General features: G+C 59.3%; 25 protein-coding genes. 21 read left to right on the top strand and 4 right to left on the bottom strand.

Annotated features, from left to right (window positions below; all coding sequences use genetic code 11):
• Nucleotides 1-108 precede the first annotated feature (108 nt).
• On the bottom strand, nucleotides 109-1,062 hold the full coding sequence (locus tag RVM27_RS00695; RefSeq protein WP_287808817.1) for a D-2-hydroxyacid dehydrogenase: 954 nt from the start codon (nucleotides 1,060-1,062) through the stop codon (nucleotides 109-111).
• Between the two features lie 199 nt (nucleotides 1,063-1,261).
• Here RVM27_RS00695 and RVM27_RS00690 point away from each other — a divergent pair, with 199 nt between their 5' ends.
• The 13 genes from RVM27_RS00690 to RVM27_RS00630 all read left to right on the top strand — a co-directional run bounded on the left by RVM27_RS00690 (nucleotide 1,262) and on the right by RVM27_RS00630 (nucleotide 12,104).
• Nucleotides 1,262-1,537 (top strand): FmdB family zinc ribbon protein, encoded by a 276-nt coding sequence (locus tag RVM27_RS00690; protein ID WP_016913811.1) that lies wholly within the window; start codon nucleotides 1,262-1,264, stop codon nucleotides 1,535-1,537.
• A 65-nt stretch (nucleotides 1,538-1,602) separates the two neighbouring features.
• Entirely contained in the window at nucleotides 1,603-3,384 is a 1,782-nt protein-coding gene (gene aspS / locus RVM27_RS00685; protein WP_039177993.1) for an aspartate--tRNA ligase, read from the top strand.
• 99 nt (nucleotides 3,385-3,483) lie between these two features.
• Complete coding sequence (ruvC, locus tag RVM27_RS00680) at nucleotides 3,484-4,035, top strand: crossover junction endodeoxyribonuclease RuvC (protein WP_287808816.1); 552 nt, start codon at nucleotides 3,484-3,486, stop codon at nucleotides 4,033-4,035.
• A 69-nt stretch (nucleotides 4,036-4,104) separates the two neighbouring features.
• Nucleotides 4,105-4,710, top strand: coding sequence for a Holliday junction branch migration protein RuvA (gene ruvA, locus RVM27_RS00675; RefSeq protein WP_287808815.1), 606 nt, complete (start codon nucleotides 4,105-4,107; stop codon nucleotides 4,708-4,710).
• 83 nt (nucleotides 4,711-4,793) lie between these two features.
• Complete coding sequence (gene ruvB, locus RVM27_RS00670) at nucleotides 4,794-5,831, top strand: Holliday junction branch migration DNA helicase RuvB (RefSeq protein ID WP_498957153.1); 1,038 nt, start codon at nucleotides 4,794-4,796, stop codon at nucleotides 5,829-5,831.
• Nucleotides 5,828-6,229, top strand: a complete 402-nt coding sequence (gene ybgC, locus RVM27_RS00665) for a tol-pal system-associated acyl-CoA thioesterase (RefSeq protein WP_039177985.1) — start codon at nucleotides 5,828-5,830, stop codon at nucleotides 6,227-6,229. The genes ruvB and ybgC overlap by 4 nt, the downstream gene beginning before the upstream one ends.
• Before the next feature lie 112 nt (nucleotides 6,230-6,341).
• Nucleotides 6,342-7,022 carry a protein TolQ gene (gene tolQ / locus RVM27_RS00660; protein ID WP_498941416.1) on the top strand — a complete coding sequence of 227 codons (681 nt, stop codon included), beginning with the start codon at nucleotides 6,342-6,344 and terminating at the stop codon, nucleotides 7,020-7,022.
• Nucleotides 7,023-7,033: 11 nt separating this feature from the next.
• The gene (gene tolR, locus RVM27_RS00655; RefSeq protein WP_016913818.1) at nucleotides 7,034-7,471 is read left to right on the top strand and encodes a protein TolR; all 438 of its coding nucleotides are present in this window, start codon (nucleotides 7,034-7,036) and stop codon (nucleotides 7,469-7,471) included.
• A 13-nt stretch (nucleotides 7,472-7,484) separates the two neighbouring features.
• Nucleotides 7,485-8,585, top strand: a complete 1,101-nt coding sequence (tolA, locus tag RVM27_RS00650; RefSeq protein WP_498957152.1) for an energy transducer TonB — start codon at nucleotides 7,485-7,487, stop codon at nucleotides 8,583-8,585.
• Nucleotides 8,585-9,871 (top strand): Tol-Pal system protein TolB, encoded by a 1,287-nt coding sequence (gene tolB / locus RVM27_RS00645; protein ID WP_498957151.1) that lies wholly within the window; start codon nucleotides 8,585-8,587, stop codon nucleotides 9,869-9,871. Before tolA ends, tolB begins: the two co-directional genes overlap by 1 nt.
• 45 nt (nucleotides 9,872-9,916) lie before the next feature.
• Complete coding sequence (pal, locus tag RVM27_RS00640; RefSeq protein WP_039177975.1) at nucleotides 9,917-10,456, top strand: peptidoglycan-associated lipoprotein Pal; 540 nt, start codon at nucleotides 9,917-9,919, stop codon at nucleotides 10,454-10,456.
• A gap of 52 nt (nucleotides 10,457-10,508) precedes the next feature.
• Nucleotides 10,509-11,315: a tol-pal system YbgF family protein gene (ybgF, locus tag RVM27_RS00635; protein ID WP_498957150.1), complete on the top strand. Its 807-nt coding sequence runs from the start codon at nucleotides 10,509-10,511 to the stop codon at nucleotides 11,313-11,315.
• A gap of 27 nt (nucleotides 11,316-11,342) precedes the next feature.
• Complete coding sequence (locus RVM27_RS00630; protein ID WP_498957149.1) at nucleotides 11,343-12,104, top strand: NAD(P)-dependent oxidoreductase; 762 nt, start codon at nucleotides 11,343-11,345, stop codon at nucleotides 12,102-12,104.
• Nucleotides 12,105-12,159: 55 nt separating this feature from the next.
• On the opposite strand, the gene RVM27_RS00625 is transcribed toward RVM27_RS00630, so the two are convergent.
• Nucleotides 12,160-12,831, bottom strand: a complete 672-nt coding sequence (locus RVM27_RS00625; RefSeq protein ID WP_498957147.1) for an HAD family hydrolase — start codon at nucleotides 12,829-12,831, stop codon at nucleotides 12,160-12,162.
• Nucleotides 12,832-13,575: a bifunctional 2-polyprenyl-6-hydroxyphenol methylase/3-demethylubiquinol 3-O-methyltransferase UbiG gene (gene ubiG / locus RVM27_RS00620; RefSeq protein WP_287807299.1), complete on the bottom strand. Its 744-nt coding sequence runs from the start codon at nucleotides 13,573-13,575 to the stop codon at nucleotides 12,832-12,834.
• Nucleotides 13,576-13,756: 181 nt separating this feature from the next.
• Between ubiG and RVM27_RS00615 the strand changes: the two genes are divergently transcribed.
• The 6 genes from RVM27_RS00615 to RVM27_RS00590 are packed head-to-tail and all read left to right on the top strand — an operon-like array spanning nucleotide 13,757 to nucleotide 22,949.
• On the top strand, nucleotides 13,757-15,049 hold the full coding sequence (locus tag RVM27_RS00615; RefSeq protein ID WP_287807297.1) for a nucleotide sugar dehydrogenase: 1,293 nt from the start codon (nucleotides 13,757-13,759) through the stop codon (nucleotides 15,047-15,049).
• Nucleotides 15,050-15,058: 9 nt separating this feature from the next.
• Entirely contained in the window at nucleotides 15,059-15,886 is an 828-nt protein-coding gene (locus tag RVM27_RS00610; RefSeq protein WP_287807295.1) for a hypothetical protein, read from the top strand.
• A 41-nt stretch (nucleotides 15,887-15,927) separates the two neighbouring features.
• Nucleotides 15,928-17,772 (top strand): autotransporter assembly complex protein TamA, encoded by a 1,845-nt coding sequence (gene tamA / locus RVM27_RS00605; RefSeq protein ID WP_498941420.1) that lies wholly within the window; start codon nucleotides 15,928-15,930, stop codon nucleotides 17,770-17,772.
• Nucleotides 17,773-17,781: 9 nt separating this feature from the next.
• On the top strand, nucleotides 17,782-21,780 hold the full coding sequence (gene tamB, locus RVM27_RS00600; RefSeq protein WP_498957145.1) for an autotransporter assembly complex protein TamB: 3,999 nt from the start codon (nucleotides 17,782-17,784) through the stop codon (nucleotides 21,778-21,780).
• 10 nt (nucleotides 21,781-21,790) lie between these two features.
• Nucleotides 21,791-22,411, top strand: coding sequence for a peptide-methionine (S)-S-oxide reductase MsrA (gene msrA, locus RVM27_RS00595; protein ID WP_016913830.1), 621 nt, complete (start codon nucleotides 21,791-21,793; stop codon nucleotides 22,409-22,411).
• 31 nt (nucleotides 22,412-22,442) lie between these two features.
• Nucleotides 22,443-22,949, top strand: coding sequence for a c-type cytochrome (locus tag RVM27_RS00590; RefSeq protein WP_287805336.1), 507 nt, complete (start codon nucleotides 22,443-22,445; stop codon nucleotides 22,947-22,949).
• A 15-nt stretch (nucleotides 22,950-22,964) separates the two neighbouring features.
• On the opposite strand, the gene can is transcribed toward RVM27_RS00590, so the two are convergent.
• Nucleotides 22,965-23,612: a carbonic anhydrase gene (gene can / locus RVM27_RS00585; RefSeq protein WP_498957144.1), complete on the bottom strand. Its 648-nt coding sequence runs from the start codon at nucleotides 23,610-23,612 to the stop codon at nucleotides 22,965-22,967.
• Between the two features lie 156 nt (nucleotides 23,613-23,768).
• On the opposite strand from can, the gene gorA reads away from it, so the two are divergent.
• Both gorA and ectA read left to right on the top strand, forming a co-directional pair.
• Nucleotides 23,769-25,178, top strand: coding sequence for a glutathione-disulfide reductase (gorA, locus tag RVM27_RS00580; RefSeq protein ID WP_287805331.1), 1,410 nt, complete (start codon nucleotides 23,769-23,771; stop codon nucleotides 25,176-25,178).
• A 252-nt stretch (nucleotides 25,179-25,430) separates the two neighbouring features.
• Nucleotides 25,431-26,009: a diaminobutyrate acetyltransferase gene (ectA, locus tag RVM27_RS00575; RefSeq protein WP_039177953.1), complete on the top strand. Its 579-nt coding sequence runs from the start codon at nucleotides 25,431-25,433 to the stop codon at nucleotides 26,007-26,009.
• The last annotated feature ends 59 nt before the right edge of the window (nucleotides 26,010-26,068 follow it).

Below are 26,068 nucleotides of genomic sequence, written 5' to 3'. Positions count from 1 at the left end.
ATGGTGCCTGGGAAGGTTCAAGGGGCCAGGGTGACCCACGTATCAATGGAACCCCTGGCCCTACATCACGCTTCTGGTCATTTTGCGACGTTTTGACGTATTGCCGCCTCAGGCGGACTGCTCTGCCTGCCAGTCAGTGATGTTTTTCGCCGACAGCAAGACGATGTTCTGACGCGCTTCGGGGGTGATCCAGGCGTTATGCGGCGTGACGATCAAATTGAGCGGCTCTCCTGTTGCCAAGGCATCCAGCAACGCATGCCCCTGGCGGGGGGGCTCGGCGGGCAGCACGTCAACGGCCAGCCCGCCCAGCGCTCCTTTGCGCAGCGCCTCCAGAGCGGCCTCTTCGTCGATGATGCCGCCGCGCGCGCAGTTGACCAGCAGCAGTGAAGGCTTGGCCTTGGCCAAACGCGCTTGATTGATCAAATGTCGTGTGTCGTCGTTCAGGGGACAGTGCAGGCTGATGACATCGGCGTTGGGCAGCAGGTCGTCCAGAGCCGGGCGCTTATCGGCGGCTTCGTTGCCAGGACGCGCGGCGAAGGTTACTTGCATGCCGAAGGCCTCGGCCAGACGAGCGACTTCCGAGCCCAGTTCGCCACTGCCTACCATGACCAGTTGCTTGCCAGCCAGCTGCAGCGTCGGGTGGTTCTGAAGGCAGAAGAAATCACTTTTCTGCCAAGCTCCTGCGGCGATATCTGCCTGATAGCGCGGCAGGCGATTGGCCAGCGACAGCATCAGCATTAGAGTGTGCTGAGAGACACTGGCCGTGCCGTAGGCGGAGACGTTCTTGACGACGATGCCATGAGCTTTGGCTGCGTCAAGATCGATATTGTTCAATCCCGTGGCCAGGACGCAGATCAGCCGTAGCGAAGGCAACTGCGACAACGTGTCGGCGTCCAGTGTGACCTTGTTGACGATGGCAATATCCGCGTTTTTCAGGCGCTCGCGGGCCTGCTCTGGGGTGCTTTGTTGATAGGTTTCCAGGTGATCGACGGCCTCACGAATCGGCGTCAGGTCGATATGGGGGCCCAGGCTTTCTGCATCCAGCATTACCGCATGAGGCATGTTGTTTTCTCCATTGGCTGCCAAGTGGCGCTTGGCCTTGCCCGGCAGGGGGCACAAAAGGGTATAATGTTCGCGCTATCAACCGCAGTCTTGGAATTTATCCCAGCAGGCCACATATTGTCAGCTCGGCGGCCTAGTCGTTCGCCACTTTTCTGTAAATATCAGTCTGTTGACGTTGTGCTTTTCAGGAGCCCTCAACATGCCTATCTATGAGTACGAGTGCAAGGCCTGCGGCCATCGCATGGAAAAACTACAGAAGGTCAGCGCTGATCCGCTGACTCAATGCCCCGCTTGCCAGCAGGATGACCTCGAACGGCTGGTGTCTGCGGCAGGCTTTCGTCTGGCCGGTGGCGGCTGGTACGAAACCGATTTCAAAACCGGTAGCAAAAAGAACCTTGCTGCTGGCGGTGGCTCGGCTGGCTCTTCGTCCAGCGACACCAGCACGCCATCCCCCAGCAAAGGCGCCGCGGCTTAGCCGCGGCGGTCAGCCGAGGTAGTTGGCGACCCCTTACATAGTCACGCAACAGAACAGGAAGAGACATGCGCAGCCATTATTGCGGCCAGCTGAACGAAACATTGGTGGATCAAACGGTCACCGTCTGCGGTTGGGTACATCGCCGTCGTGATCACGGTGGGGTTATCTTTCTCGACATGCGCGACCGCGATGGGATTGCGCAATTCGTCGTCGACCCCGATACCGCCGAGGCGTTTGCTAATGCCGACCGTGCGCGCAGTGAATATGTTCTGCGTATTACAGGGCGTGTTCGCCTGCGTCCCGAAGGCACTCAGAACCCCAACATGCCGACTGGCATGATCGAAGTGCTGGCCAAGGAAGTCGAGGTGCTCAACACTGCCCTCACGCCGCCTTTCCAGCTGGACGAGCATGGCAAGGTGGGTGAAGAGGTGCGCTTGAAGCATCGTTACATCGACCTGCGCCGGCCGGACATGATCGAGAAGCTGCGCCTGCGTTCACGTATTTCGCACAGCGTTCGTGCGTTTCTCGAAGGCCAGGGGTTTCTGGACATCGAAACGCCCATCCTGACCCGCGCGACACCCGAAGGTGCCCGCGACTACCTGGTGCCGAGCCGCACCCATGCGGGTAGCTTTTTTGCACTGCCGCAGTCGCCGCAGCTGTTCAAGCAGCTGCTGATGGTGGCGGGCTTTGACCGCTACTACCAGATTGCCAAGTGCTTCCGTGACGAAGACCTGCGTGCCGACCGTCAGCCAGAGTTTACCCAGATCGATATCGAGGCCTCGTTCGTCGAGGAAAACGATATCATGGGCATCACCGAAGCCATGATCCGCCAGCTGTTCCAGGAAGTGCTGGATGTCGAGCTGCCGGAGTTCCCGCGCATGACTTGGCAGGAAGCCATGGATCGCTTCGGCTCCGACAAACCGGACCTGCGCATTCCGTTGGAGCTGACGGATGTCGATGACCTGATGCAGCAGGTGGATTTCAAGGTGTTCTCTGGTCCTGCCAGCGCAGAAGATGGCCGTGTAGCTGCCTTGCGTGTGCCGGGTGGAGCGAAGCTGTCGCGCAAAGAGATCGACGAATACACCAAATTCGTCGGTATCTACGGCGCCAAGGGCCTGGCCTGGATCAAAGTCAACGAGCGCGCCAAAGGGCTGGAAGGCCTGCAGTCGCCCATCGTCAAGTTCATGGAGAACGTCGTCGAGGAACTGCTCGATCGCGTGGGTGCAGAAGATGGCGACATCATCTTCTTCGGTGCCGACAAAACGCGCATCGTCAACGAAGCCATCGGCGCACTGCGTGTCAAGCTGGGCGCTGATCTGGCCATGTATACCCAGCCCTGGGCGCCGCTCTGGGTGGTCGATTTCCCGATGTTCGAAGCCGATGATCAAGGCCGCCTGAGCCCGCTGCACCATCCCTTCACGGCGCCTTCCTGCACGCCGGAAGAGCTCAAGGCCAACCCGGCCGCCGCACTATCGCGTGCTTACGACATGGTATTGAACGGTACCGAGCTGGGCGGTGGTTCCATTCGTATCCACGATCAGTCCATGCAAAGCACCGTGTTCGACATTCTCGGGATTGGCCAGGAGGAAGCGCAGGAGAAATTCGGCTTCCTGCTGGATGCCTTGCAGTACGGTGCACCGCCCCATGGTGGTTTGGCTTTCGGTCTGGATCGCCTGGTCATGCTGATGGTCGGTGCCAAAACCATCCGTGAAGTGATCGCCTTCCCGAAAACGCAAAGCGCTGGCTGCTTGATGACCGACGCCCCCGGCGAAGTCAGCCCCGAGCAGCTCAAGGAGCTGAGCATTCGACTGCGCCAAAAGGCCAAGGCAGAGACCACAGGCGAGTAAACGCTCTGTCGTCTGCCAGAGGTAGCCAACACCGACGCTCTGCGTCGGTGTTTTGTTATGTGTCACCTTATCTGCCATCGCGTTACCAGGAGTCAGTACATGGAAGGACATCAGTCCGTGGCAGTCGTTCGGATCATGGGTATCGACCCTGGGTCACGGATTACCGGCTACGGCGTCATTGACCTGATCGGCATGAAGCCTCGCTATGTGGCCAGCGGCTGTATACGTACCTCTGATGGGGTGCTGGAGCAGCGTTTGGCGCAGATCTATGCCGGGCTCGGGGAAGTGATCGGCCTGTATCGACCTGAAGCAGTCGCGGTAGAGCGTGTGTTCATGGCCAAGAATGCCGACTCGGCGCTAAAGCTGGGCCAAGCCCGAGGCGCCGCGCTGGTATGCCTGGCCAACCATGGGCTGAGTATTTCCGAGTATGCGGCTCGGCATATCAAGCAGGCCGTCACAGGGCATGGGGGTGCCGAGAAAACACAGGTACAGCACATGGTGACGACGCTGTTGCAGTTGACCGCCACGCCTCAAGCCGATGCGGCCGACGCGCTGGCCATTGCCTTGACCCACGCGTTCGCCGGAAGTGGTCGAGTGCCCCCCGCGGCCAAGCAGGGCAAACGGCGCTCTACGGGGCGTTGGCGGTTATAGTCGTTACTGGTCATCTGTACAGAGTCGCTTTATAGTGGCTTACCGTTTTCACTACCCGCGAGCACCCCTATGATTGGTCGGTTAACTGGTTTATTGATCGAGAAGCATCCCCCCTGGATCGTGGTGGATGTCCAAGGCGTTGGCTACGAACTGGAAGCCTCCATGAACACGCTGGTGGCGCTGCCTGCGCCAGGTGAAAACGTCTCGTTATATACGCACTTGACCATTCGCGACGATGCCCATTTGCTGTATGGCTTCGGCCGTGAGCATGAGCGTGCGCTGTTTCGCGCCTTGATCAAGGTCAGTGGTGTAGGCCCCAAACTGGCGCTGGCGATTCTTTCGGGGATGGATGAGGACGCCTTCATGCGCTGCGTGCGTGACGATGACAGCAAGGCATTGACCCGTTTGCCTGGGGTGGGCAAAAAGACGGCCGAACGGCTGATCATCGACATGCGTGATCGCTTTCCCGACTGGGAGCAGAGCCACGCCCCGTTGGCCCTGGAGGCCACCAGTGGCCGTCCAGCCCCGCGCGACAGTTTGGCCGATGCAGAGGCAGCGCTGGTCAGCCTCGGCTACAAGCTGACCGAAGCTGCTAAAATGCTGGCCGATGTAGATCCTAATCAATCCACCGAAGCGTTGGTCAAGGCGGCGCTGACTCAGCGCATGAGTGGCTGAGCGCAACGCAAACCCCACTTGATACACCGCGTGCCGGACCTTGTGTCTCTCCGGCGTTGATCAGATCCAGTAGAAGAGTTGCCATGCTAGAACATGACCGATTGATCGCCGCTGAACCGGAGCATGGGGAAGTGCGCATCGATCACGCCATTCGGCCCAAGCGCCTTCGGGACTACATTGGCCAGCCCCGAGTCCGTGAGCAGCTGGAAATCTTTATTGGCGCGGCCAGATTGCGGGAAGAGAGCCTCGACCACACGCTGGTGTTTGGCCCACCAGGCCTTGGCAAGACCACGCTGGCCAATATCATCGCCACCGAAATGGGGGTCGGCCTGAAGTCGACTTCCGGGCCGGTGCTCGAGCGGGCCGGGGATCTGGCTGCGATGCTGACCAACCTGGAGCCGGGTGACGTTCTGTTCATCGATGAGATACATCGCCTATCCCCCGTGGTGGAAGAAGTCCTCTATCCCGCCATGGAAGATTTTCAGCTCGACATCATGATTGGTGAAGGGCCTGCGGCGCGCTCCATCAAGCTCGACCTGCCGCGCTTTACGCTGGTGGGAGCGACCACGCGAGCAGGGCTGCTGACCTCGCCGCTGCGCGATCGCTTCGGTATCGTCCAGCGTCTGGAGTTCTACAACCTCGAAGAGCTGACGGAAATCGTCGCTCGTTCGGCACGCCTGCTAGGCGTGGAAACCAGTCGAGAAGGTGCGGTGGAGGTTGCCCGTCGCTCGCGGGGGACGCCTCGCATCGCCAATCGCCTGCTGCGCCGCGTCCGTGACTATGCCGAGATCAAGGGCAACGGGGTGGTCGATGTGACCCTTGCCGATGCCGCCTTGAACATGCTCAACGTCGACCATCATGGCCTGGACCATATGGATCGCCGCCTGCTGCTGGCCATGATCGACAAGTTCGACGGTGGGCCTGTCGGGGTCGATTCGCTGTCGGCGGCGATTGGCGAGGAGCGCGATACCATCGAGGACGTGATCGAGCCTTACCTGATTCAGCAGGGCCTGATGATGCGTACGCCACGTGGTCGGGTGGTGACGCGCCAGGCGTGGCAACATTTCGAGCGTATAGTGCCCGACAGTGCCATGAATGCAGAAGGGGAGCGGCGGCCATGACCGATGGTTTTGCGATGCCAGTGCGCGTTTACATAGAAGATACTGACGCGGGCGGTATTGTCTACTACGTTAACTATCTGAAGTTTATGGAACGCGCCCGCAGTGAATGGTTGAGAGAATTGGGGCTGAATCAGCAAACGCTGCTAGACGAAGGGACGCAGCTAGTGGTATACCGCATTGCCTGCCGCTATGCCAAGCCAGCACGTCTCGACGATGCGCTGACCGTAACGGCCACCATGGCCAATCAAGGCCGTTGTCGAATGACATTCGAGCAGCAGGTGTGGCGAGACAAGGAACTCTTGTGCTCCGCCACAGTCGAGATAGCCTGTTTGAGCGCTGATACCTTACGGCCCAAAGCGTGGCCTGCATCGCTCGATCTTTCTGTGTCGGCTCACTAGCCGACCCTCAGTGTGATCTCGTGCTAGCTAAACCCGGTGAAATGACCACCGCTACCCATGTCGCCATGTCGACGCCAATAGATTGAAGAGGGCAACTGTGAACGATAACACCATGTCCATACCCCACTTGATAATGAGTGCCAGCACCGTCGTGCAGCTCGTCATGTTACTGCTGGTGGTGGGGTCGATCCTCTCTTGGGTGGTGATTTTCCAGCGCAGCATGGCATTGCGTCGTGCCAAGCAGGAGTACAATCAATTCGAAGAGTCATTCTGGTCGGGTGTCGACCTCAATGAGCTGTACCGCGAAATTCCTGCCGATGACCCACGCCACGGCGCGGAGCATATCTTCCAGTCCGGCTTTCGCGAGTTCAACCGTCTGATGCCCAAGACGCGTAACGTCGACACGATCCTCGAAGGCGTTCAGCGCAGCATGCGCGTTGCCTGGTCGCGGGAAGAGGATCGCCTTACCCAACACCTGATTTTTCTGGCCACCGTGGCATCGGTCAGCCCTTACGTCGGCCTGTTTGGTACTGTGTGGGGCATCATGGGCTCCTTCCAGTCGCTTTCCATGACCCAGCAAGCCACTTTGGCCACCGTGGCGCCCTGGATTGCTGAAGCCCTGATCGCCACCGCCATGGGCCTTCTGGCAGCGATTCCTGCTGTTATCTTCTATAATCGCCTTTCCAACGAAGCCTCTCGCCTGTTGGGCAAGTACGAAAATTTTGCTGAAGAATTCCATGCGATCCTGCATCGCAACTTGCAAGGTCGTGACGGCAAGCCCGATGCCCGCTAAAGGAGTTCGTCATGCAAGGTTCGTTTAATCGCGGCGGCAAGAAAAAGCCCATGGGGGAGATCAATGTCGTCCCCTTCATCGATGTCATGCTGGTGCTGCTGGTCATTTTCATGATCACGGCGCCCATGTTGACGCAAGGCGTACAGGTGGATTTGCCGCAGGTCACTTCGGAACCTATCGAGACTCAAGAAGACAGTGATCCGATCATCATTTCGGTGGATCGTGACGGTGGCTACTTCATCACCTTGGGTGAAGACACCAGCAATGTCTCTTTGGAGCAGATTTCCGAACGCGTCATTGCCATTCTCCAACGGCGACCTGGCACCCCTGTCATGGTCAGGGGCGACCGTAGCGTGCCTTATGGCCAGGTCGTCATGTTGATGAGCACCCTGCAACGCTCTGGTGTGGCGAACGTTGGGCTGCTCTCAGAGCCGCCGCAAGATGGCTAAGGGCGAGTCACCGATGGCAGTGAAACCACCACGCGACCCCCAGGATGTCGGCTACACATTGCCGACGGTTCTGGCGATTGGCGTGCATCTCGTCGTGATTGCGTTCACGCTGATTCGGCTACCCAGCACGCCTGCAGAGCCCGACTCCTCATCGATCGTGCAGGCCACTTTTGTCAGCACGGAAACCTTTACCGATCAGGCGCAGCAGGTCACCGAGCAGCAGGCCGCGCTGAACAGTGCGACCGAGCCGGCCGAGAGCGAGCCAGCACCTGAAGCACCTAGCCCCGCAGAGCAGGCAGCTGAAGCAGAGGCTGCCGCGGCGGCACAGCGCGAGGCAGAAGCCGCAGCCCGTGCAGAGCAGCAAGCCCGTGAGCTGGCCGAAGCCCAGGCTGAGGCCGAAGCAGAAGCCCAGCGGCGTGAGCAGGAAGCTCAGCGGGCAGCAGAAGAGCAGGCTGCTGAGCAGCGCGCCCGGGAAGAAGCAGAAGCCCAACGCCAAGCCGAGGCGGAAGCCCAGCGGGAAGCCGAAGCAGAAGCCCAGCGCCAGCGGGAAGCCGAAGCAGAAGCCCAGCGCCAACGGGAAGCCGAAGCAGAAGCCCAACGCCAGCGGGAAGCCGAAGCAGAAGCCCAGCGCCAGCGGGAAGCCGAAGCAGAAGCCCAACGCCAGCGGGAGGCTGAAGCAGAAGCCCAGCGTCAGCGGGAAGCCGAAGCCCAGCGTCAGCGTGAGGCTGAGGAGAGACGTGCTGCCGAAGCGGCAGAAGCGGCCATGCAGCGCCAGTTGGCGGGTGAAGCCGAAGCGGCTGCCAATGCTCAGCAGGCCCAGCAGGCGGCAAACAGCTTTATCAACATCGTGCGGCGAGCCGTTGAGCAGGCCTGGGTCATTCCGCCGGGAGCAAGCAACTCGATGAGTGCTACCATACAGGTAAGGCTTGGACCATCGGGCGAACTGCTTGCCACATCGGTGGTCACTTCAAGTGGCGACAGTGCCTTTGACCGGTCGGCAATGCAGGCGGTCGAACATGCAGCACCGTTTGGCGAGTTACGCGACTTGCCAGCGGATCAGCAGCGCAATTTACGTCAATTTAATCTGCGATTTACCCCGGGGGATGTTCGCTGATGCAAACGTTGAGCAAAGTGTGGCTTTTTTGCGTACTGCTGTTGATCAGCAGTGTGGCAAGCGCAAACCTGACCATTGAAATAACCCGTGGCAGTGACCGTGCGCTGCCCATTGGCGTGGTCCCGTTCGAGGGAGGCGAAGACTTCCCGGAAGACGTGGCTCAGATCATCCAGGACAACCTCGAGCGCAGCGGCTTCTTTTCACCGCTGGATAGAGGCGCCATGTTCGAGCGCCCCAGCCAGGCCAGCGACGTTCAGTTCGGCACCTGGCGTTCCTTGGATGTCCGCTATCTGGTAGTAGGCCGAGCGCGCCAATCGGGCAGTGGCTATGAGCTGCAGTTCGACCTGATGGATATCAGTGGTCAGCGTCCTATCCTGAGTGAAACCGTCACCGCCAACAGTAATGATCTGCGTGGTGCGGCGCACTATATCAGCGATGAGATCTTCGAAGCGATCACGGATATTCGTGGCGCATTCTCCACGCGCATTGCCTATGTGACTGCGCAAGGCGTGGGCGACAACATGCAGTTCGGCCTCTACGTGGCCGATGCCGATGGCCGCAGAAGCCAGCAAGTGCTGACCTCTGACCAGCCCATCATGTCGCCAGCATGGTCACCGGATGGACGTAAACTGGCGTATGTGTCTTTCGAGTCTGGCCAGGCCGCCATCTACATTCAGGACGTGGCCACCGGCCAGCGTGTGCAGGCGACGTCGTTCGACGGCATCAATGGCGCGCCTACCTGGTCGCCCGATGGCCGTCGCATTGCCATGTCGCTGTCAAAGGATGGTCAGCCTGAAATCTACATTCTGGATGTGGCCAACCGCTCCGTTGAGCGTGTCACTCAAAGCAACAGTATCGATACCGAGCCCGCATGGTCACCCGATGGCCGCAGTCTGATTTTCACTTCTGACCGCAGCGGTGGGCCGCAGATTTATCAATATTCGCTGGGTAGTGGCGAAACTAATCGCATTACGTTCACAGGTAACTATAATGCCCGTGCCCGCTTCTCTCCCGACGGTGAAGAGATCTTCTTCATCCATCGTTCAAGCCGGGGTTATCAGGTTGCCAAGCAGGATCTTGGGGGTGGTCGCTTAGTGGTCTTGAGCGAATCGACAAGAGATGAATCTCCTAGTGTTGCACCGAACGGTACCATGGTAATCTTCGCTACCCAGCAGGGTAGTGCGGGTGTGCTCAGTGCCGTTTCAGCCGATGGCCGTTCATCGTTCAGGCTGCCAGCAGCACAAGGCGAAGTGCGTGACCCTGCATGGTCACCTTTTTTAAATTAACGAATGAACAGCACTAAACTCTGTTTTCAGGCAAGGAGTCTGATTATGCAACTTAAGCCGTTGGCTCGCTCATTGGCAGTAGCGTTATCTATCGTAGTTATCGCTGGCTGTTCCAGCACCGGCGGATCCCAGGACGGGGACGCCTACGGCAGCCAGTCTGGCAGCAGCGTAGGGTCTGGCACGTCGGGCGCAGGTGCGGGTGGTCAGTATGGTTCCACCACTGGCTCGGGTGCTGGTCAGCAAGCCGACTCGCGTATTCCCGAAGTGCGTACCATCTACTTCGATTTTGACCGCGATACCATCAAGAGCGAGTACGAGTCGGTCGTCATGGCCCACGCTCGCTACCTGCGTGCCAACCCGAACGCGCGCGTCGTTCTGCATGGTCATACCGACGAGCGCGGTACGCGTGAATACAACATGGCCCTCGGCGAGCGTCGTGCCGGAGCCGTGCAGCGCTTCCTGAACATTCAGGGCGTTTCTCCTTCACAGATGAGCGTTGTCAGTTACGGTGAAGAGCGTCCGGCGGTAAGCGGTCAGAGCGAAAGCGCTTACTCTCAGAACCGTCGTGTAGTCTTCAACTACTGATAGCGTTGGCGTGCCTGTTATCAGGCATGCCAATGGCCCTTCGGAGCTATCAATGAATCACAGTCTCAAACGCTATTTTGAGAGGCTGTGCGGTGCGGGAGCCTTGGTGCTCCCGCTGTCCGTATTGCCCTTATCCCTGCTCTCTGCTTCAGCCGTTGCCCAACAGCCGCTGGTGCAAGACCTCTCTTCCGGTTCCTCGGGTTTCTACCAGCAGACGCAGCGTCAGGAGGCGTCGGGTGGCAATCTGGTGCTGTTCAATCAGGTGCAAGAGCACCAGCAGGAAATCCAGCAGTTGCGAGGCCAGATCGAAGAGCTGCGCCACCAGTTGGAACAGCTGCGTAGGCAGTCTCAGCAGCAGTATCTGGATATCGAAGACCGCCTGATGAGTAGCGGCCCCAGTCAGATCGAGCAGTCCACGCCTCAGGTCGAACCGGAAATTGCCGAGCAGGTGGCCCAGGCCCCATCGGCCCGTAATGTCAGTGACGACGCTCAGGCCGATTACCAGGCTGCTTTTGCTCATGTGCAGGCGCGCCAGTTCGGCGATGCCATTGCGGCTTTCGAATCGTTCGTGGCCGACCACCCGGACAGCAGCCTGACTGCCAATGGCCATTACTGGCTGGGCGAACTGTACGCGGCAGAAGGTGAGTTGGACGCGGCAGATCAGGCCTTTACACGTGTCATCGAGCAATACAGTGGCAGCTCCAAAGTGCCTGATGCGCTTTACAAGCTGGGACTGGTCAAGGCGCGTAAAGGGGAAGCGGCACGCAGTCGTGAGCTGTTGGAGCAAGTGCGTGACGACTACCCGCAAAGCAGCGCTGCTGGCCTTGCCAATGATTTTCTCCGTCAATCAGCCGGTTAATCGGCTTTCTTGGATCAAGGAATCCTCATGAACTGCAAAATCGACTATCAACCAGCGCTTGGCTTGCTTGAAAACCGCGTCGTGTTGGTAACCGGTGCGGGCGATGGCATAGGGCGTGTTGCAGCGCTTGAGTATGCCAAACATGGGGCAACCGTGATTTTGCTTGGTCGTACCATTGCCAAGCTGGAGCGCGTTTACGATGAAATCGAAGCTCAAGGCGGTCCTCAGCCAGCCATTTTCCCGTTGAACTTCGAAGGCGCTACGTTAAAAGACTTCCACGACATGGCCGAGACGTTGAACAACGAGTTCGGTCGGCTGGATGGTTTGTTGCACAATGCAGGGCTGTTGGGCCGTATCACCCCCTTCGACCAGTACAATCCCGAGCTGTGGGAACAGGTCATGCAGGTGAACATCAACGGCCCCATCTGGATGACGCAGGCGCTGTTGCCGCTGCTGCAGGCGTCTGATGACGCGTCGGTGATCTTTACCTCCTCTAGCGTCGGTCGTAAAGGTCGTGCTTATTGGGGCGCCTACTCAGTCTCCAAGTTTGCCACCGAAGGGTTCATGGAAGTGCTGGCAGACGAGCTCGAAAATCAGCCGCATGTGCGGGTGAACACGCTCAATCCTGGTGCCACGCGAACCCAGATGCGGCGTTCGGCCTATCCTGGCGAAGACCCGCTGACGCTGCGCACGCCAGAAGAGATCATGCCCACCTACCTATGGCTGATGGGCCCGGACAGCCAAGGGGTCAGCGGCCAGAAGTACGATGCCCAGCCGCCGCGTAGTTGATTTGCCTGAAGGGATGCAGCAAGTGCGCCACCGGCCCCATGGGCCGATGAGCATGTCACTGGGAGTGGTGGTCGTCTAACGCGGCCACCAGCTCCTCGCACGTCGCAAACCAAACATCGGCAGGCCACTGCTGGTAGTCGTCCTCTTCGCTGATGTAGCCATAGCCCACCGCTACGGCCAGCATGCCAGCCGCTCGCGCTGCCTGCATGTCCCTGACATGATCGCCTATGTACCAACAACGCTCGGGTGCTACGCCCAACCGCTTGGCAGCTTCCCATAGAGGCTCGGGGGCGGGTTTCTTGACGCTCAAGTCATCGGCACACAGCAGTGCCCCAGGTGTGAGTTCCAAGGCATCCAATAACGGAACGGTATAGCGCCGTGGCTTGTTGGTGACGATTCCCCAAGGGCGAGCGTGTTCTTGCCAGGCATGCAGCCACACGTCCAGTGGAGAAAACAGGCGGCTGTGTACGGCGACTTTCTGCTCGTAGGCATCGAGTAGAAAGTCACGCGCCTGCTCATGCTCGTCACTGCCGCTGTCAAGACCCAGAGCCAGCGTGACCAGAGCACTGCCACCATTGGAGACCTGCCCGCGAATCTGTTCGAAGGGCAGGGCCGTGAGGCCATGATGGGCTCTCAAGGCATTGGTGGCGGCGGCCAGATCCGGCGCTGTGTCCACCAGCGTGCCATCCAGGTCGAAGATCACGGCGTGGGGGGCAGTAGGGCGCATCTATTCGCTCACCTTGCGACAGTGCATCATGTAGTTGACCGATACGTCATGGGCCACCAGGCGGTAGTGTCGTGTCAGCGGGTTATAGGTCAAACCGCTCTGCTCACGCACTTCCAGCGAGGCGCTACGCGCCCAGTGGGCCATTTCGGAGGGGCGAATGAATTTTGCATAGTCGTGGGTGCCACGGGGAAGTAGCTTGAGCAGGTATTCGGCACCGACGATAGCGAAGGCGTAGGACTTGGGCGTACGGTTCAGCGTAGAAAAGAAAACGTGGCCGCCTGGCCGTACCAGTCGACTGCAGGCACGGATGATAGAAGCCGGGTCTGGCACGTGCTCCAGCATCTCCATGCAGGTGACCACATCGAACGTGTCAGGCTGCTGGGCAGCCAGTGCTTCGACACTGATGTGCTGGTAGTCGATAGCCACACCACTCTCTTCAGCGTGCAGTCTGGCCACTCCCAGCGGTGCTTCGCCCATGTCGATACCGGTCACGCGTGCGCCACGGTGCGCCATGGCTTCGCTCAAGATGCCGCCCCCGCAACCTACATCCAGCACTTGTTTGCCTGCCAGGCCAGCGCGAGCATCAATGAAATCCAGCCGCAAAGGGTTGATGTCGTGCAGTGGCTTGAACTCACTGTGAGGGTCCCACCAGCGGCTGGCAAGTGCTTCAAATTTGGCAACTTCTGCCGCATCAACGTTGCCCTGTAGGCGGTCAGTGGTGCTATCCTGAAGAGTCGATGACATGGTATGGCTCCCTGAGCAAGTCGGCAATAAAGCGGAGAGGGCAATGCCTTGCCCATCACCCTTCTATCGTTGAGTATGGGAGTATTCTAACCACTCTCGGAGCGGAACGCATGAAAAGGAGCGAGGCATGATGCCCAACCCCCTATTTTATCGACGGTTGTTTGCCATGGAGAGCCTTTGAATGCGGGTATTACTGCACGGTAGCGAGCTGAGTGCCGCCACGGCGGCTGCCGCCCTCGCCTGGGTAGGTCATCAGGTGGACTGGCTGTTGCACGAAGACATGCCCTGGTCATCGTTGGCTCAGGTCGACTGGCTGCGCCGTGAGCCTTCGCTCATGGCGCAGCTGGAACAGGCTTTGGCGTCGGGGCAACTGCGCGTCATCGAAACACTCGACTCGTCTCACGCGCCCGATGTGGTCTGGCTGGCTCTGTCACCTAGCCAACGTGATTCTGCGCGCCATCTGCTCAACAGTTCCACGTTTGCGGATTATCAAGGCGGCGTGCTGATCAATAACTCGACTTTCCCTGTGGGTGAAACCGAGCGCCTTCATGCGTTGATGGGCCATCAGCATAGCCGTGTGGCGCTGCCTGACACGTTGGAAGAAGGCCGGGCATGGTCCGCTTTCACTCGGCCGGTGCGTTGGCTACTGGGCTGTGATGATGCTCACGGTGAGCAGGTCACGCGTGAGTTGTTGCGGGCCTTCAATCGCCGCACCGAAGTGTTTCAGCGTATGCCCTGTCGAGCGGCTGAACTGACCAAGCTGGCCATCAATGGTATGTTGGCCACGCGTATCAGCTACATGAATGAAGTTGCTGGCTTGGCGGATACCTTGGGTGTGGACGTGGAGCATGTGCGCCAGGGGATGGGGGCGGATAGCCGAATCGGTTTCGAATATCTCTATCCCGGCTGTGGTTTTGGTGGCCCCAATTTCTCCCGTGATCTGATGGGCCTGGCCGATGTTCAATCGGCGCATGGCCGTTACTCTGCTTTGCTGGAGCAGGTCATGGATATCAACGAGCAAAAGAAAGAGACCTTGTTCAGAAAATTGTGGGCGTTTTTCGATGGTAACCTGGCGGGCAAGACGATTGCCGTGTGGGGGGCTGCCTTCAAGCCGGGAACGGCACGAATCGACCACGCCCCTGTGCTGACACTGCTGGAAGCCCTTTGGGCGCAGGGCGTAACGGTCAAGGTGCATGACCCGGCAGCGCTGCCGGCCCTGCATGAAGCCGTCGGCCAGCGCGATGACTTGATTACCGTCCAAGGCGACCCTTACCTGGCGTGCCAAGGGGCAGATGCCTTGATGCTGGTGACGGAATGGAAGACCTACTGGAACCCGGATTGGCATCGCCTGGCGACGCTGCTGGGCGAAAAACTGGTACTGGATGGCCGCAATATTTATGACCCTGCTTTTGTTGCCAGCTGTGGCCTACACTACCGGGGAATTGGACGTCGCGCCGACCCGATGTTGCCCTAAGGAAAAATCATGTCTGACGCCACCTCATCACCTCGTATCGTGCCGGATGTCGACCAGAGCTTCACTGCGCAGCACTTGCGGCATCGCAAAGGCCCCAGGCTCTGGCCGTTATGGTGTTTCCTGATGTTGCTCGTCGTGGCCTTGGCTGGGGCATCGGTGCTGTTGTGGTACGAGCGTGAAGAGCTCCTGCGACAAGTCAACCGGGTGAGTGGCGAGGTCTCCAATCTTCATGCAAGATTGGACTCGGGTGACACCGATACCCAGGATGAGATAGCCTTTGTACAGGCTCAAATGGCCACACTGTTCCAGGAGCAGGAGCAACTTGCCATTGCGCTCTCCACCACGCGTGAAGAGTTGTATGGCCTGCTCACTGACCATGAGGCCAGTGCCTCCAGTGATGCGCTGAACTCCGTCGCTCAGCAGTTCGAGCGTCTGGAGGAGCAAGCTGCCATGCGAGACAACCAACTGGCAGCGATTCGTGCCTCGCTGAATGCGCTGGAGCAGGTAGGGACTTCCGGTAGACAAAATCTGCTTGAAGAGGTGTCTTATCTGGAACAGTCCTTCGGCCAACGACTCGAGCAGCTGGAGCAGCAACTGGCCAGCGAGCAGGCTGTCTTGGCCGAGCAGCAGCAGTGGCGTGATACCATGGAGCAACAGCTTGCCCAGCTCTCTGAAGCGCTGGAGGATGACACCACCGCCACGTTTGCAAGCCAGTCCGAGCTGGCGTCACTGGAAGCCGAGTGGTCGCAGCGGTTGGCGACCCTCGAAAGCGATGTGCGACAGGTGCGGCAAGCCCAACTGGCCTTTAGCGCACAAATGGAGATGCTGCGTAACTAGCACGCCACACGCCGATAATTTGGGGTTAGGGATAAAGACGCATGGGAAGACAACGGCAATGGCCTGGCATGGTGCGCATGGCTTGTGCACTACCGTTATTGGCGGCTTCGGTGTCGGTATGGGGGCTGGAAGCCAACATCAGCGGTGTCGATCAGCAAGTGCGTAACAATATCGATGCCTATCTGGAAAACATCGACGCCGAGCAGTACACCGATGTGCGCTTGGAAGGTGAAATTCGCCAGCGCACTCAGGAAGCCATGCGGGTATATGGCTATTACCAGCCCGAGGTGCGTGTCTCTCTCGAAGAGACTCCGATTGCCGTTCGTATCGAGCCTGGGCCACGGGTGAAGATAGACGTACTCGAGATCAACGTCACTGGCGATGCGGCGGATGACCCCCCCTTCCAGGAAGCGCTAGACGACTTCCCGCTCAAAGTGGGAGACCCTTTGCGTCACGCACCCTGGGATCGACTGCGCAACCAGTTTTCCGGGCTGGCCATCGAGCGTGGCTATTTCGACTGGGGGTTTTCGGACCGCCGTATGGAAGTACGTCCCTACCTGGAAAGTGCCAGACTCTACATGGGGTTCGATAGCGGGCCTCGCTACCAGTTCGGCAACACGCTGATTACCGGTAGTCACATCGACCCTGAACGCCTGCGACAGATGCAGACATTCGACGAAGGCGACCCTTACCTGGCGGAGTCCCTGGCCCTCTACAACCAGCGCCTGGCCGAAACCGGCTGGTTCAGCTCGGTGTCGGTGCGACCACGCCTTGAAACCGCTCGGGAACTGATCATTGCGCCGCCAACGGGAGGCTCCCCCTGGTGGAGCGAAGCCGTGGCCTCACAGCCTGTTCGGCCGCGTATCAGCGGTGCGGCACTGGCCAGCGCGCTGAGTCTTCATAGCCGCGACGATACGCGCCTTCCTGTTGATGTCAACGTGCAACCCGCCGACCGCCATCAGTACGAGGTGGGGATAGGGTTTGCCACCGATGTAGGCCCCAGGCTGCGCTTTGGCTGGCGTCAGCCGTGGATCAATCCGTTGGGCCACAGTCTGGAACACAATCTCTACCTCTCAGCGCCGGAACAGCGCTTCACCGGGGTGTATAACATCCCGCTAGAAGACCCGATCCGCGATAACTATCGCCTCCAGTACGGCGTGCGCAATATCGATGACAGCGATACCCGCTCACTGCAGGGTACGGTCGAGGTAGCGCGTCGCTGGGAGTTCGAGAACCGCTGGGTGCAAACGCTTTACTTCAGAACCACCTATGAGGACTTTACCCAAGGGGGCCAGGCCGACCAGGTATGGCTTTTCTATCCCGGCATTCAATGGTCGCGCACACGGACTCGCCCCCAGCGCTTTCCCCTCTGGGGGGATCGCCAGCAGCTGTCACTGGAATACTCCGACAGTGCCTGGGGCTCCGATGCCGACTTTGCCCGTCTGACGGGAGACACCGAATGGATTCGTATGCTGGGCAGCGACAACCGCTTCGTGGCTCGCCTGAGCATCGGGGCTATCGAAACCGATGACTTCGACAAGCTGCCCCCATCGCTGCGCTTTTTTGCCGGTGGGGATCGCAGCGTGCGCGGTTACTCCTACGAAAGCCTATCGCCCCGTAATGAGCAGGGTCGTTTGCGCGGCGGTCAGCAGATACTGACGTCCACCCTGGAATATCAGCGCCGTGTGACAGGCGACTGGTGGGGCGCTACCTTCATCGACAGCGGTGATGCATTCGATAACTGGGGCCCCGAAGAGCTGAAAACCGGGGCAGGGGTAGGTGTGCGCTGGGTATCGCCGGTGGGCCCAATACGTTTTGATGTTGCGCACCCGTTCGACAACGACGATGACTACCGAGTGCACTTTTCGATCGGACCAGAATTCTAGGAGAGCTCTTTGGCCAAGGTTGATGTAACGACACCCCCAAACCGCGAGATGCTCTCTAGTCGGCGTCGCCTATGGCTGACGCTATGGAGTCTGCTGCGTTTAATGATTCTGTTGCCCCTTTGGGTGCTGGGCCTGGCCGCCCTGTTGCTGGGTGTGGCGCTGTCCCCCTGGGGCACGGCACAGCTGTTCTCACAAGGGGAACAGCGCGGCTGGTTCAGCTATGAACAGCAGGAAGGGGCGCTGCTGGAGAGCTTTCGGCTTCAGGGCTTTCACTTGGCCATGGGGGGCACGCAGGTGACCCTGGATGAGGTAGAGCTTGCCTGGGCCGACGATTGTCTGCTGTCAGGTAGGCTGTGCCTGGAAAGATTGCACCTCTCGGGCGCCGATATCCGCCTGTCTGCCAGCGATGCACCTGAAGAGCCCGACAGCGAATCCACGCCCCTTTCGCGTATTCACCTGCCATTCCCTATCGAGCTGCGTGATATCGATCTCAGTGACGTTCAACTGCACCTGGCCGATGGCACCCATGTGGCCTGGGAACGCTTTACCACCTCCCTCTCTGGCGCACAGCAGCAGCTCATCATCGAGCCGACGCGCCTTGAACGCCTTGCCGTTTATCTGCCGCTTTCACCGGGTGGGCAGCTCACAGAGGATATCGACACGCCGCTCACCGCCGTCGGTATCGATAGTGCCATCCAAGTGAATCAGCCCCACGACGAGGAGCCAATAGCGGGTTCCCCGGCACCGCGTGAACGGCTGTCGCTGCCTGCCATCGAGCTACCCATCGATGTGGCGATCACGTCGCTGTTGGTCACCGATGTCAGCGTGGCCGGTGCGTTCACCTATGACGTGGAGCGAGTACTGCTGGCCGGACATGCTGAGCGTGACAACGTGGTGCTTTCTGCGCTTGAAGTGGATACCCAAGATGCCACGGCACGATTGATGGCGGAGGTAACGCTGGCAGACGATTACCCGTTGGAGGCCGAGTTGCAAAGCGTACTCCTGTTGCCGGAACTCTTCCCGGCCTTGAGCGGAGAAACGCTGACGCTAAGGCTTTCTGGCTCGCTGGCGGACCTGTCGGCGGAGCTGGATGTGTCTGGGCAGATCAACGCGACCCTGGCGGCCGAGGCAGATGTCCTCGCGCCTGATGTGCCCTTTACCGCGCGTTTGCAAAGCGAACGCGTCGAGTGGCCGTTGGAAAGCATGGAGCGTGATGCAGATAACACCTACGTGGCGCAGGCGTTGGATTTGACCATCAACGGCAACTTGGATGCCTACGACGTCAGACTGCTGGTCGATACCCAGGCACCTCAAGTGCCGGGTACCTCCATCGACTTGACCGGCGAGGGTGACATGACTTCCTTTCGCTGGGCGCCTTTGAATCTGCGTATCGAAGAGAGCCGCTTGACCAGCGAGGGCCAAGTGAACTGGGCCGACGCACTGCGCATCGATGCCAATGTGCAATTGAGTAACCTGGATCCCTCGCTATTCGTCGATCAGCTGGAAGGCAACCTGAATGGGCGCATTACTGCCAGTGTTCAGCAGCAGGGAGAGCGTTGGGACATCGCTCTCCCTGAGCTGGCCATCGACGGTGAGCTGCAAGAGTATCCGCTGACGCTGACGGCCGCGCTGGAGGCCAATAGCGATCTGGAAGTCGATATCGAACGACTGCTGTTCACCCAGGGTAACAACCGCTTGACGGCTTCCGGCCAAGTGAGTGAACAAGCCATGTCGCTGCAGGCGGATATTGCGCTCACCGAACTGCAAACGCTGCATCCGGAGCTGGCAGGGCGCCTCAATGGTGATCTGCGTGCCACCGGTAGCTTCAGCGCACCCGCGCTGGTCGCAAGGCTGACCGGCAACCAGCTGAGATTTGTAGAGAATCGTATCGACAACCTGGGTCTGGCAGCCAATGTACAAGGGATAGATGATCCCTCCTTGCGTATCGAACTCGATGCTCAAAACGTCAATGCTGGTGGTCAGGCCTTATCCAATCTGGCCATCAATCTGAACGGGCGCTTGTCCCAGCACACCCTGAACGTCACTGTCGACGGTGCGCCAGGCAACGTGCTCAGCGCCGCATCGCTCGCCCTGAGCGGGCGCTTCAATCAGGCCGCCGAGCAGTATCAAGCCCGGCTGATGCCGCTGGAGCTGGACAGTGAGGCGGGCAGTATTCGCCTCGAAGCGCCGCTGGATATCGGCTACAACCTGGCCAATGGCCAGGCGCGGCTGTCGCCATTCTGCTTGCGGCGGCTGGAAGGTGGCCTGATCTGCTCGGATGACCCCATGACAGCGTCGGCAGAGCAAGGGCAGGCCAGCCTCCGGCTCAGCGAAGTTCCCATGGAAATGCTCGAGCCTTTCCTGCCCGAAGAGTGGAGCTTCGAAGGTGCCACGACCGCTGAGCTGGCGGCCAGCTGGCGTCAGGGTGGCGCGCGCTGGCAAGCCAACGTGCAGGTACTCAGTGAGCTGGCGATCACCGCCATCAACGATTACGGCCAGCCGGTGGCCCTGCCGGTGTTGAGTCTGGATACCCAAATCGAGGCCAATCAATCACAGGCCGATGCCAACCTGCTGCTCTCGCTGTCCGAAGCCGGAGAAATAACCCTCGATCTTTCCGTCAACGACCCCTTGGATCAAGGAGCCTTGGCAGGCGAACTGCGTGCCAACAATGTCTCCCTGGAACCCTATCGTCCGATGATGCTGGGTATGGACCGCCTCGAGGGGGCGTTGAACGGCAGCGTCCAAATTGGCGGTAGCACACAGCAGCCCGACCTGCAGGGGCAGCTCGCCTTGCGTGGCCTGCGAGTACATGGCCCGGACATCCCGGTGGGTGTTCAGGACGGTGAATTCGGCATCACCTTCGATGGCGAGCAGGGGGATATCGACGGCTTCGTAGCCGCCGAAAGAGGCCGGTTGAACATCAGCGGCGAAGCTTACTGGCCAGCCAGCGATGCCTGGCGGATCGGGATAGATCTCAATGCCACTCAGGAGCCCCTGCTGGTGGTACTGCCCCAGTTCGGCCGCCTGGAAGCCGCACCAGACATTCGTGTACGCATTACTCCAGAGCGTTTGCAGGTCAGGGGCAATGTCGACCTGCCCTGGGCGCGGCTGGAAATAGGCGATTTGCCCTCGTCGGCCACCTCGCCCAGCCCCGATGAGATCATCATTACCGAGCGTGATGATCGAGAAGCCGAACAGGCGCGCCAGCGCGCCATCGAGGCGGGTGAAGATCCCAGCGCCGCACAGGAATTGGCGGCCACGGGCATGGCCATCGATGTCCTGATTACCTTGACCCTGGGTCGCGACATGCAGATTTCCGCCTACGGCCTCGAGTCTGGTTTAGGGGGTAGCCTGGAAATACGCCAGGAGAGCGGGGTGCTGCAGCTGTTTGGTGACGTAAACTTGGTGGATGGCCGCTTCCAGGCCTTTGGGCAGGACTTGCTGATTCGGCGTGGACAACTGCTGTTTAGCGGTCCGCCTGGCTTGCCAGTGCTGGATTTCGAAGCGATTCGTAATCCGGACATTACCGAAGACGAAGTCATTGCCGGGCTGCGGGTCTCGGGCAACGCCGAAGAGCCGAACGTCATGATCTTTTCCGAACCCTCCATGGACGAGACCCGCGCGCTTTCGTATCTGTTACGTGGTCGTGCCCCTGACGCTTCGGGTGGCGGCATCGATAGTGCCCTGACCACGGCACTGATCGGCATGTCATTGGGTCGTACCGGAGGGGCCGTCGGCTCGCTGGGACAAGCCTTCGGGATCGATGACCTGACGCTGGATACCACTGGTGCGGGCGATGAAAGCCAAGTGGCGGTGAGTGGCCAGCTGACCGATGACTTGCGCATCAGTTACGGGGTAGGCATTTTCTCACCCATCGCTGAGCTGACGCTGCGCTACACCCTGTGGCGGAACTTGTACCTCCAGGCGGTGTCTGGTGCGAATCAAGCGGTTGACCTGATTTACACCTTTACCCGCTCGGGCGATCCTTACGTCTATCCGCAGCAATAGGAGAACATCGATGTCGTTTTTTACATCTCGCCAGACGGCACCCGAAGGCCGCAGCACGCCTATCGAGACCAGTGAGGTGCATACCGTGACGGGGGCGTCGCTGCATCCGCCATTTCCGGCTGGCTGCGAGGAAATCGTGCTGGGGATGGGCTGCTTCTGGGGCGTGGAGCGCCTTTTCTGGCGTCAGCCCGGTGTGGTCGTCACAGCTGCCGGTTATGCGGGCGGTACCACTCCCAACCCTACTTATCAGGAGACCTGTACCGGGCTTACCGGGCACACGGAAGTCGTGCGGGTCGTTTATGATCCGAGTGTGATTGGTCTGGAAAAGCTGCTGCAGATTTTCTGGGAAGAGCACGACCCTACTCAGGGAGACCGTCAGGGCAACGATATCGGCAGCCAGTACCGTTCAGCGATCTTCACCACCACGGCGCAGCAGTTGGCGCGTGCCCAGCAGAGTGCCGCTGAGTTTCAACAAGCGCTGGAAGCGGCGGGCAAAGGGCGTATCACCACGGAAATCAAACCGCTGGACACGTTCTACTATGCCGAGGCGTACCACCAGCAGTACCTCGATAAAAATCCCGGTGGCTATTGCGGGTTGAAGGGCACGGGCGTGACCTGTGCGATTGGCTAACAACGATGACCGTTTGAACAGGATAACAACGATGTGGCGACGTGGACGTGACTATCCATGGCTGATTAACATGGCGGGGTGTGCGCTGTTGACGCTGGGGTCGACGACTCAGGCCAGCACGCCGGACATGCCGACAACGGTAGAAGATACGCCGTTTGCCAGTGAACGAGAAGCCGTGATATGGCGCCAGGATGAGTTGAAAGACCTGGAGCGGTTGCTGCGCCAGCTGCGTTTTGACCTGGTCAATAATCGTGATGCTCGTGGGGCCGAACCTCGCCTGGAGGAGCTGCAGCAGAAAGCCACGCAAGCGCACTTCCTGCCTGCCTTCATCGAAGGCACCCATGGGCGTGGTTCCGATGCTCGGCCGGAAATATGGCAGGAGTGGGAAGACTTCTCGGCGGGTTTCGTTGACCTGGAAGAAAAAGTAGCCGACCTGGTGGAGGCCGCACAGCAGGAGGATTACCGTGCCGCTACGCGGGCCTTTTCGGACGTGAGTCTCAGCTGCCGGAGCTGCCACCGCGCTTATCGCTACAACTAGCGCGATGGCCTATGCTCAATCGCCCGACTGAACGCGGTCGATGCGGTAGAGGGTTTCGACCTGTTCGAGCCCGCTTATGGTGCAATCGAGGTCTTTCACCCGGCCATCGTCCAGGCCATATACCCAACCATGCACCGAGATCTCCTGGCCACGCTGCCAGGCGCGCTGGAGGATCTTGGTGCGACACAGGCTGTTCACTTGCGCCTGTACGTTGAGTTCACACATTCGATCGATTTGCGCGTCGATAGGCAGGGCTTCCAGCGTTGGGCGGTGCTGGTTGTACTGCTCACGCACCGAGTGCAGCCAGTAGTCTACGACGCCGCACTCGCCTCCGGTGACGGCGGCCTTGATGCCCCCGCAGCCGTAGTGGCCAACGATCATGATATGACTGACCTTGAGGACGTCGACGGCATACTGCACCACCGACAGGGCGTTCATGTCGGTATGGTGCAAAAGATTCGCGACGTTGCGGTGAACGAACACTTCGCCAGGCGGCAACGCGATGATCTGATTGGCCGGTACGCGGCTATCGGAGCAGCCAATCCACAAGTAGTCTGGCTTTTGTTGGCTCGAGAGGCGCTTGAAATAATCAGGGTCTTCCTGACACATCCGCTCGGCCCAGGCGCGGTTGTTTTCCAGCAGCGTGGCAATTTTATCGGACAATTGAGTCTCCCAGGAGCACGAGTTCCATCGTAGAAGCAGCATGCCGATGCTGCCGAGGGCGTACAGAGTAACGAGTTTTATGCGTCTCGTCAGTTCCAGATCAATCGGGGGTTGCCTATCAAGTGCGGCAGCTTCAAGCAAGGAGTAGAAGCAACCATGTCAGAAACGATGTCAGACACCGGGTCAGCCAAAACGGCGCATGATTACGATTTACTGGTGATTGGGGCGGGATCGGGGGGGGTGCGTGCCGCGCGCATGGCCGCCGCGACGGGCGCTCGGGTAGCGGTAGCTGAGGATCGTTACCTGGGTGGCACCTGCGTCAACGTGGGCTGTGTGCCCAAGAAGCTTTACTCCTACGCTGCGCATTTTCACGATAGCTTTGACGATGCGGCAGGTTTTGGCTGGCAAATGAGTGCGCCACCGACCTTTGACTGGGCCACCTTGCGCGACAACAAGACCAGCGAAATCAAGCGTCTCAATGGCATTTACCAGCGTATGCTGGAAGGTGCGGGCGTCACGCTGCTCAATGGCCGTGCACGGTTGGCAGGGCCGCACCAGGTTGTGTTGACCCAAGAGGGTCAGGAAACCACTTACAGTGCCGAGAAGATCCTGCTGGCGACGGGCGGTTGGCCATGGGTGCCCGAGTTTCCGGGCAGCGAACTGGCGCTCACCTCCAATCAGGTGTTTGATCTCGAACGCTTCCCTGAGCGTTTCCTGGTGCTGGGGGGCGGCTATATCGCGGTGGAGTTTGCCAGCATCTTCAATGGGCTGGGGAGCGACACCCACCTCATTTATCGCGGTGAGATGTTCCTGAAAGGGTTCGATCAGGAAGTCCGGGAGTTCACCCGCGCGGAAATGGCCAAGAAAGGCGTCAATCTTCATTTTGGTGTCAACATCGCTCGTATCGATGCGCTGGAGTGTGGCGCGCTCCGAGTGGAGCTGACCAACAGAGACGTATTGGAAGTCGATGCCGTGCTGGCAGCGACGGGTCGAAAGTCCAATACGGCAGGACTGGGACTCGAGGCGCTGCAGATCGAGCTTGATGCAGACGGCAAAGTACCGGTAGACGCTCGATTCCAGACCCGTGTGCCCTCCGTTCTAGCGCTGGGAGATTTGACCGCGGGCCCAGAACTGACGCCTGTCGCGCTGGCAGAAGCCATGCAGCTGGTCGACATCCACTTCCATCAGCGGCCCCCGCGGCCACTGGATTACCACACGATACCGACCGCTGTTTTCTGTCATCCCAATATCGGCACGGTAGGGCTCTCCGAAGAAGCCGCCAGAGAGCAGTTCGACGGCATTCGAGTCTATCGCACCGATTTCAAGCCCATGAAGCACACGCTTTCGGGGAGCGATGAGCGTGTGTTGATGAAGTTGATCGTCGACGATGCGACTGACGTCGTGGTGGGGGCTCATATGGTAGGTGAAGAGGCGGGGGAGCTGATCCAGGGTGTTGCCATTGCCGTGCGCGCAGGGCTGACCAAGGAAGACTTCGATCGTACCGTGGGCATTCACCCCACGGCGGCAGAAGAGTTCGTCACGCTAAGGACTCCCTCACGCTACTGAGCGTCGGCTTGGCCAGGGGCATTAGTGTCAAAAAAAGAGGCGAGCGGAAGCTTGCCTCTTTTTTTGTCTCGCGCATACGCGTGGGTGTTCTAGACTCAGTGAATCGTGATCGTGCAGGCCAGTCCTGTGAGCGGCAGGGCCACTTTGATAATCCTGGATTATGGAAAACCTTCGGATAAATAATATGATTTTTGAATTGCTCATAATCAGCTGTTATAATGAAGCTCAAATTCGCTACAGCGAAGCATAACCATGAGTACGCCTATCAAGCCTTTTACACCCTCAGCAGAGCTCGCCAGACCCACCGTGGCCGATGCCGTCGTGGGCCATGCCGAAGCGCCGCTGTTCATTCGCAAGCCCAATGCCGATGACGGTTGGGGCATCTACGAGCTGGTCAAGGCGTGCCCGCCGCTGGATGTCAATTCCGCATATGCCTATCTTTTGCTGGCAACCCAGTTTCGAGATACCTGTGCGGTGGCCACCAACGAAGAGGGTGAGATCGTCGGCTTCGTCTCAGGTTATGTGAAAGACAATGCCCCTGATACCTACTTCCTGTGGCAAGTTGCCGTAGGCGAGAAAGCGCGTGGTACAGGGCTTGCACGGCGGCTGGTAGAGGCGATCATGTCGCGTCCTGAACTGGATGACGTGCACCACCTCGAAACCACCATCACCCCTGACAATCAGGCATCCTGGGGGCTCTTTCGCCGCTTGGCTGCCCGCTGGCAGGCCCCGTTGAACAGCCGTGAATACTTTTCGACCGAGCAGCTCGGTGGAGAGCACGATCCGGAAAACCTGGTAAGAATCGGCCCGTTTCAAACTGGCAGTCTCTGACAGCTTTCAAGGTTAACGGTTTTCCCGCTTGTGTTGCCCCGGCTGCCACTTTTTGCCGA

This window comes from Halomonas sp. KM007 (genome assembly GCF_050709225.1).
Classification (GTDB): Bacteria; Pseudomonadota; Gammaproteobacteria; order Pseudomonadales; family Halomonadaceae; genus Vreelandella; species Vreelandella hamiltonii.
Note: the sequence above shows the minus strand (reverse complement) of the source record. Positions and strands in the feature narration are given on the sequence as shown.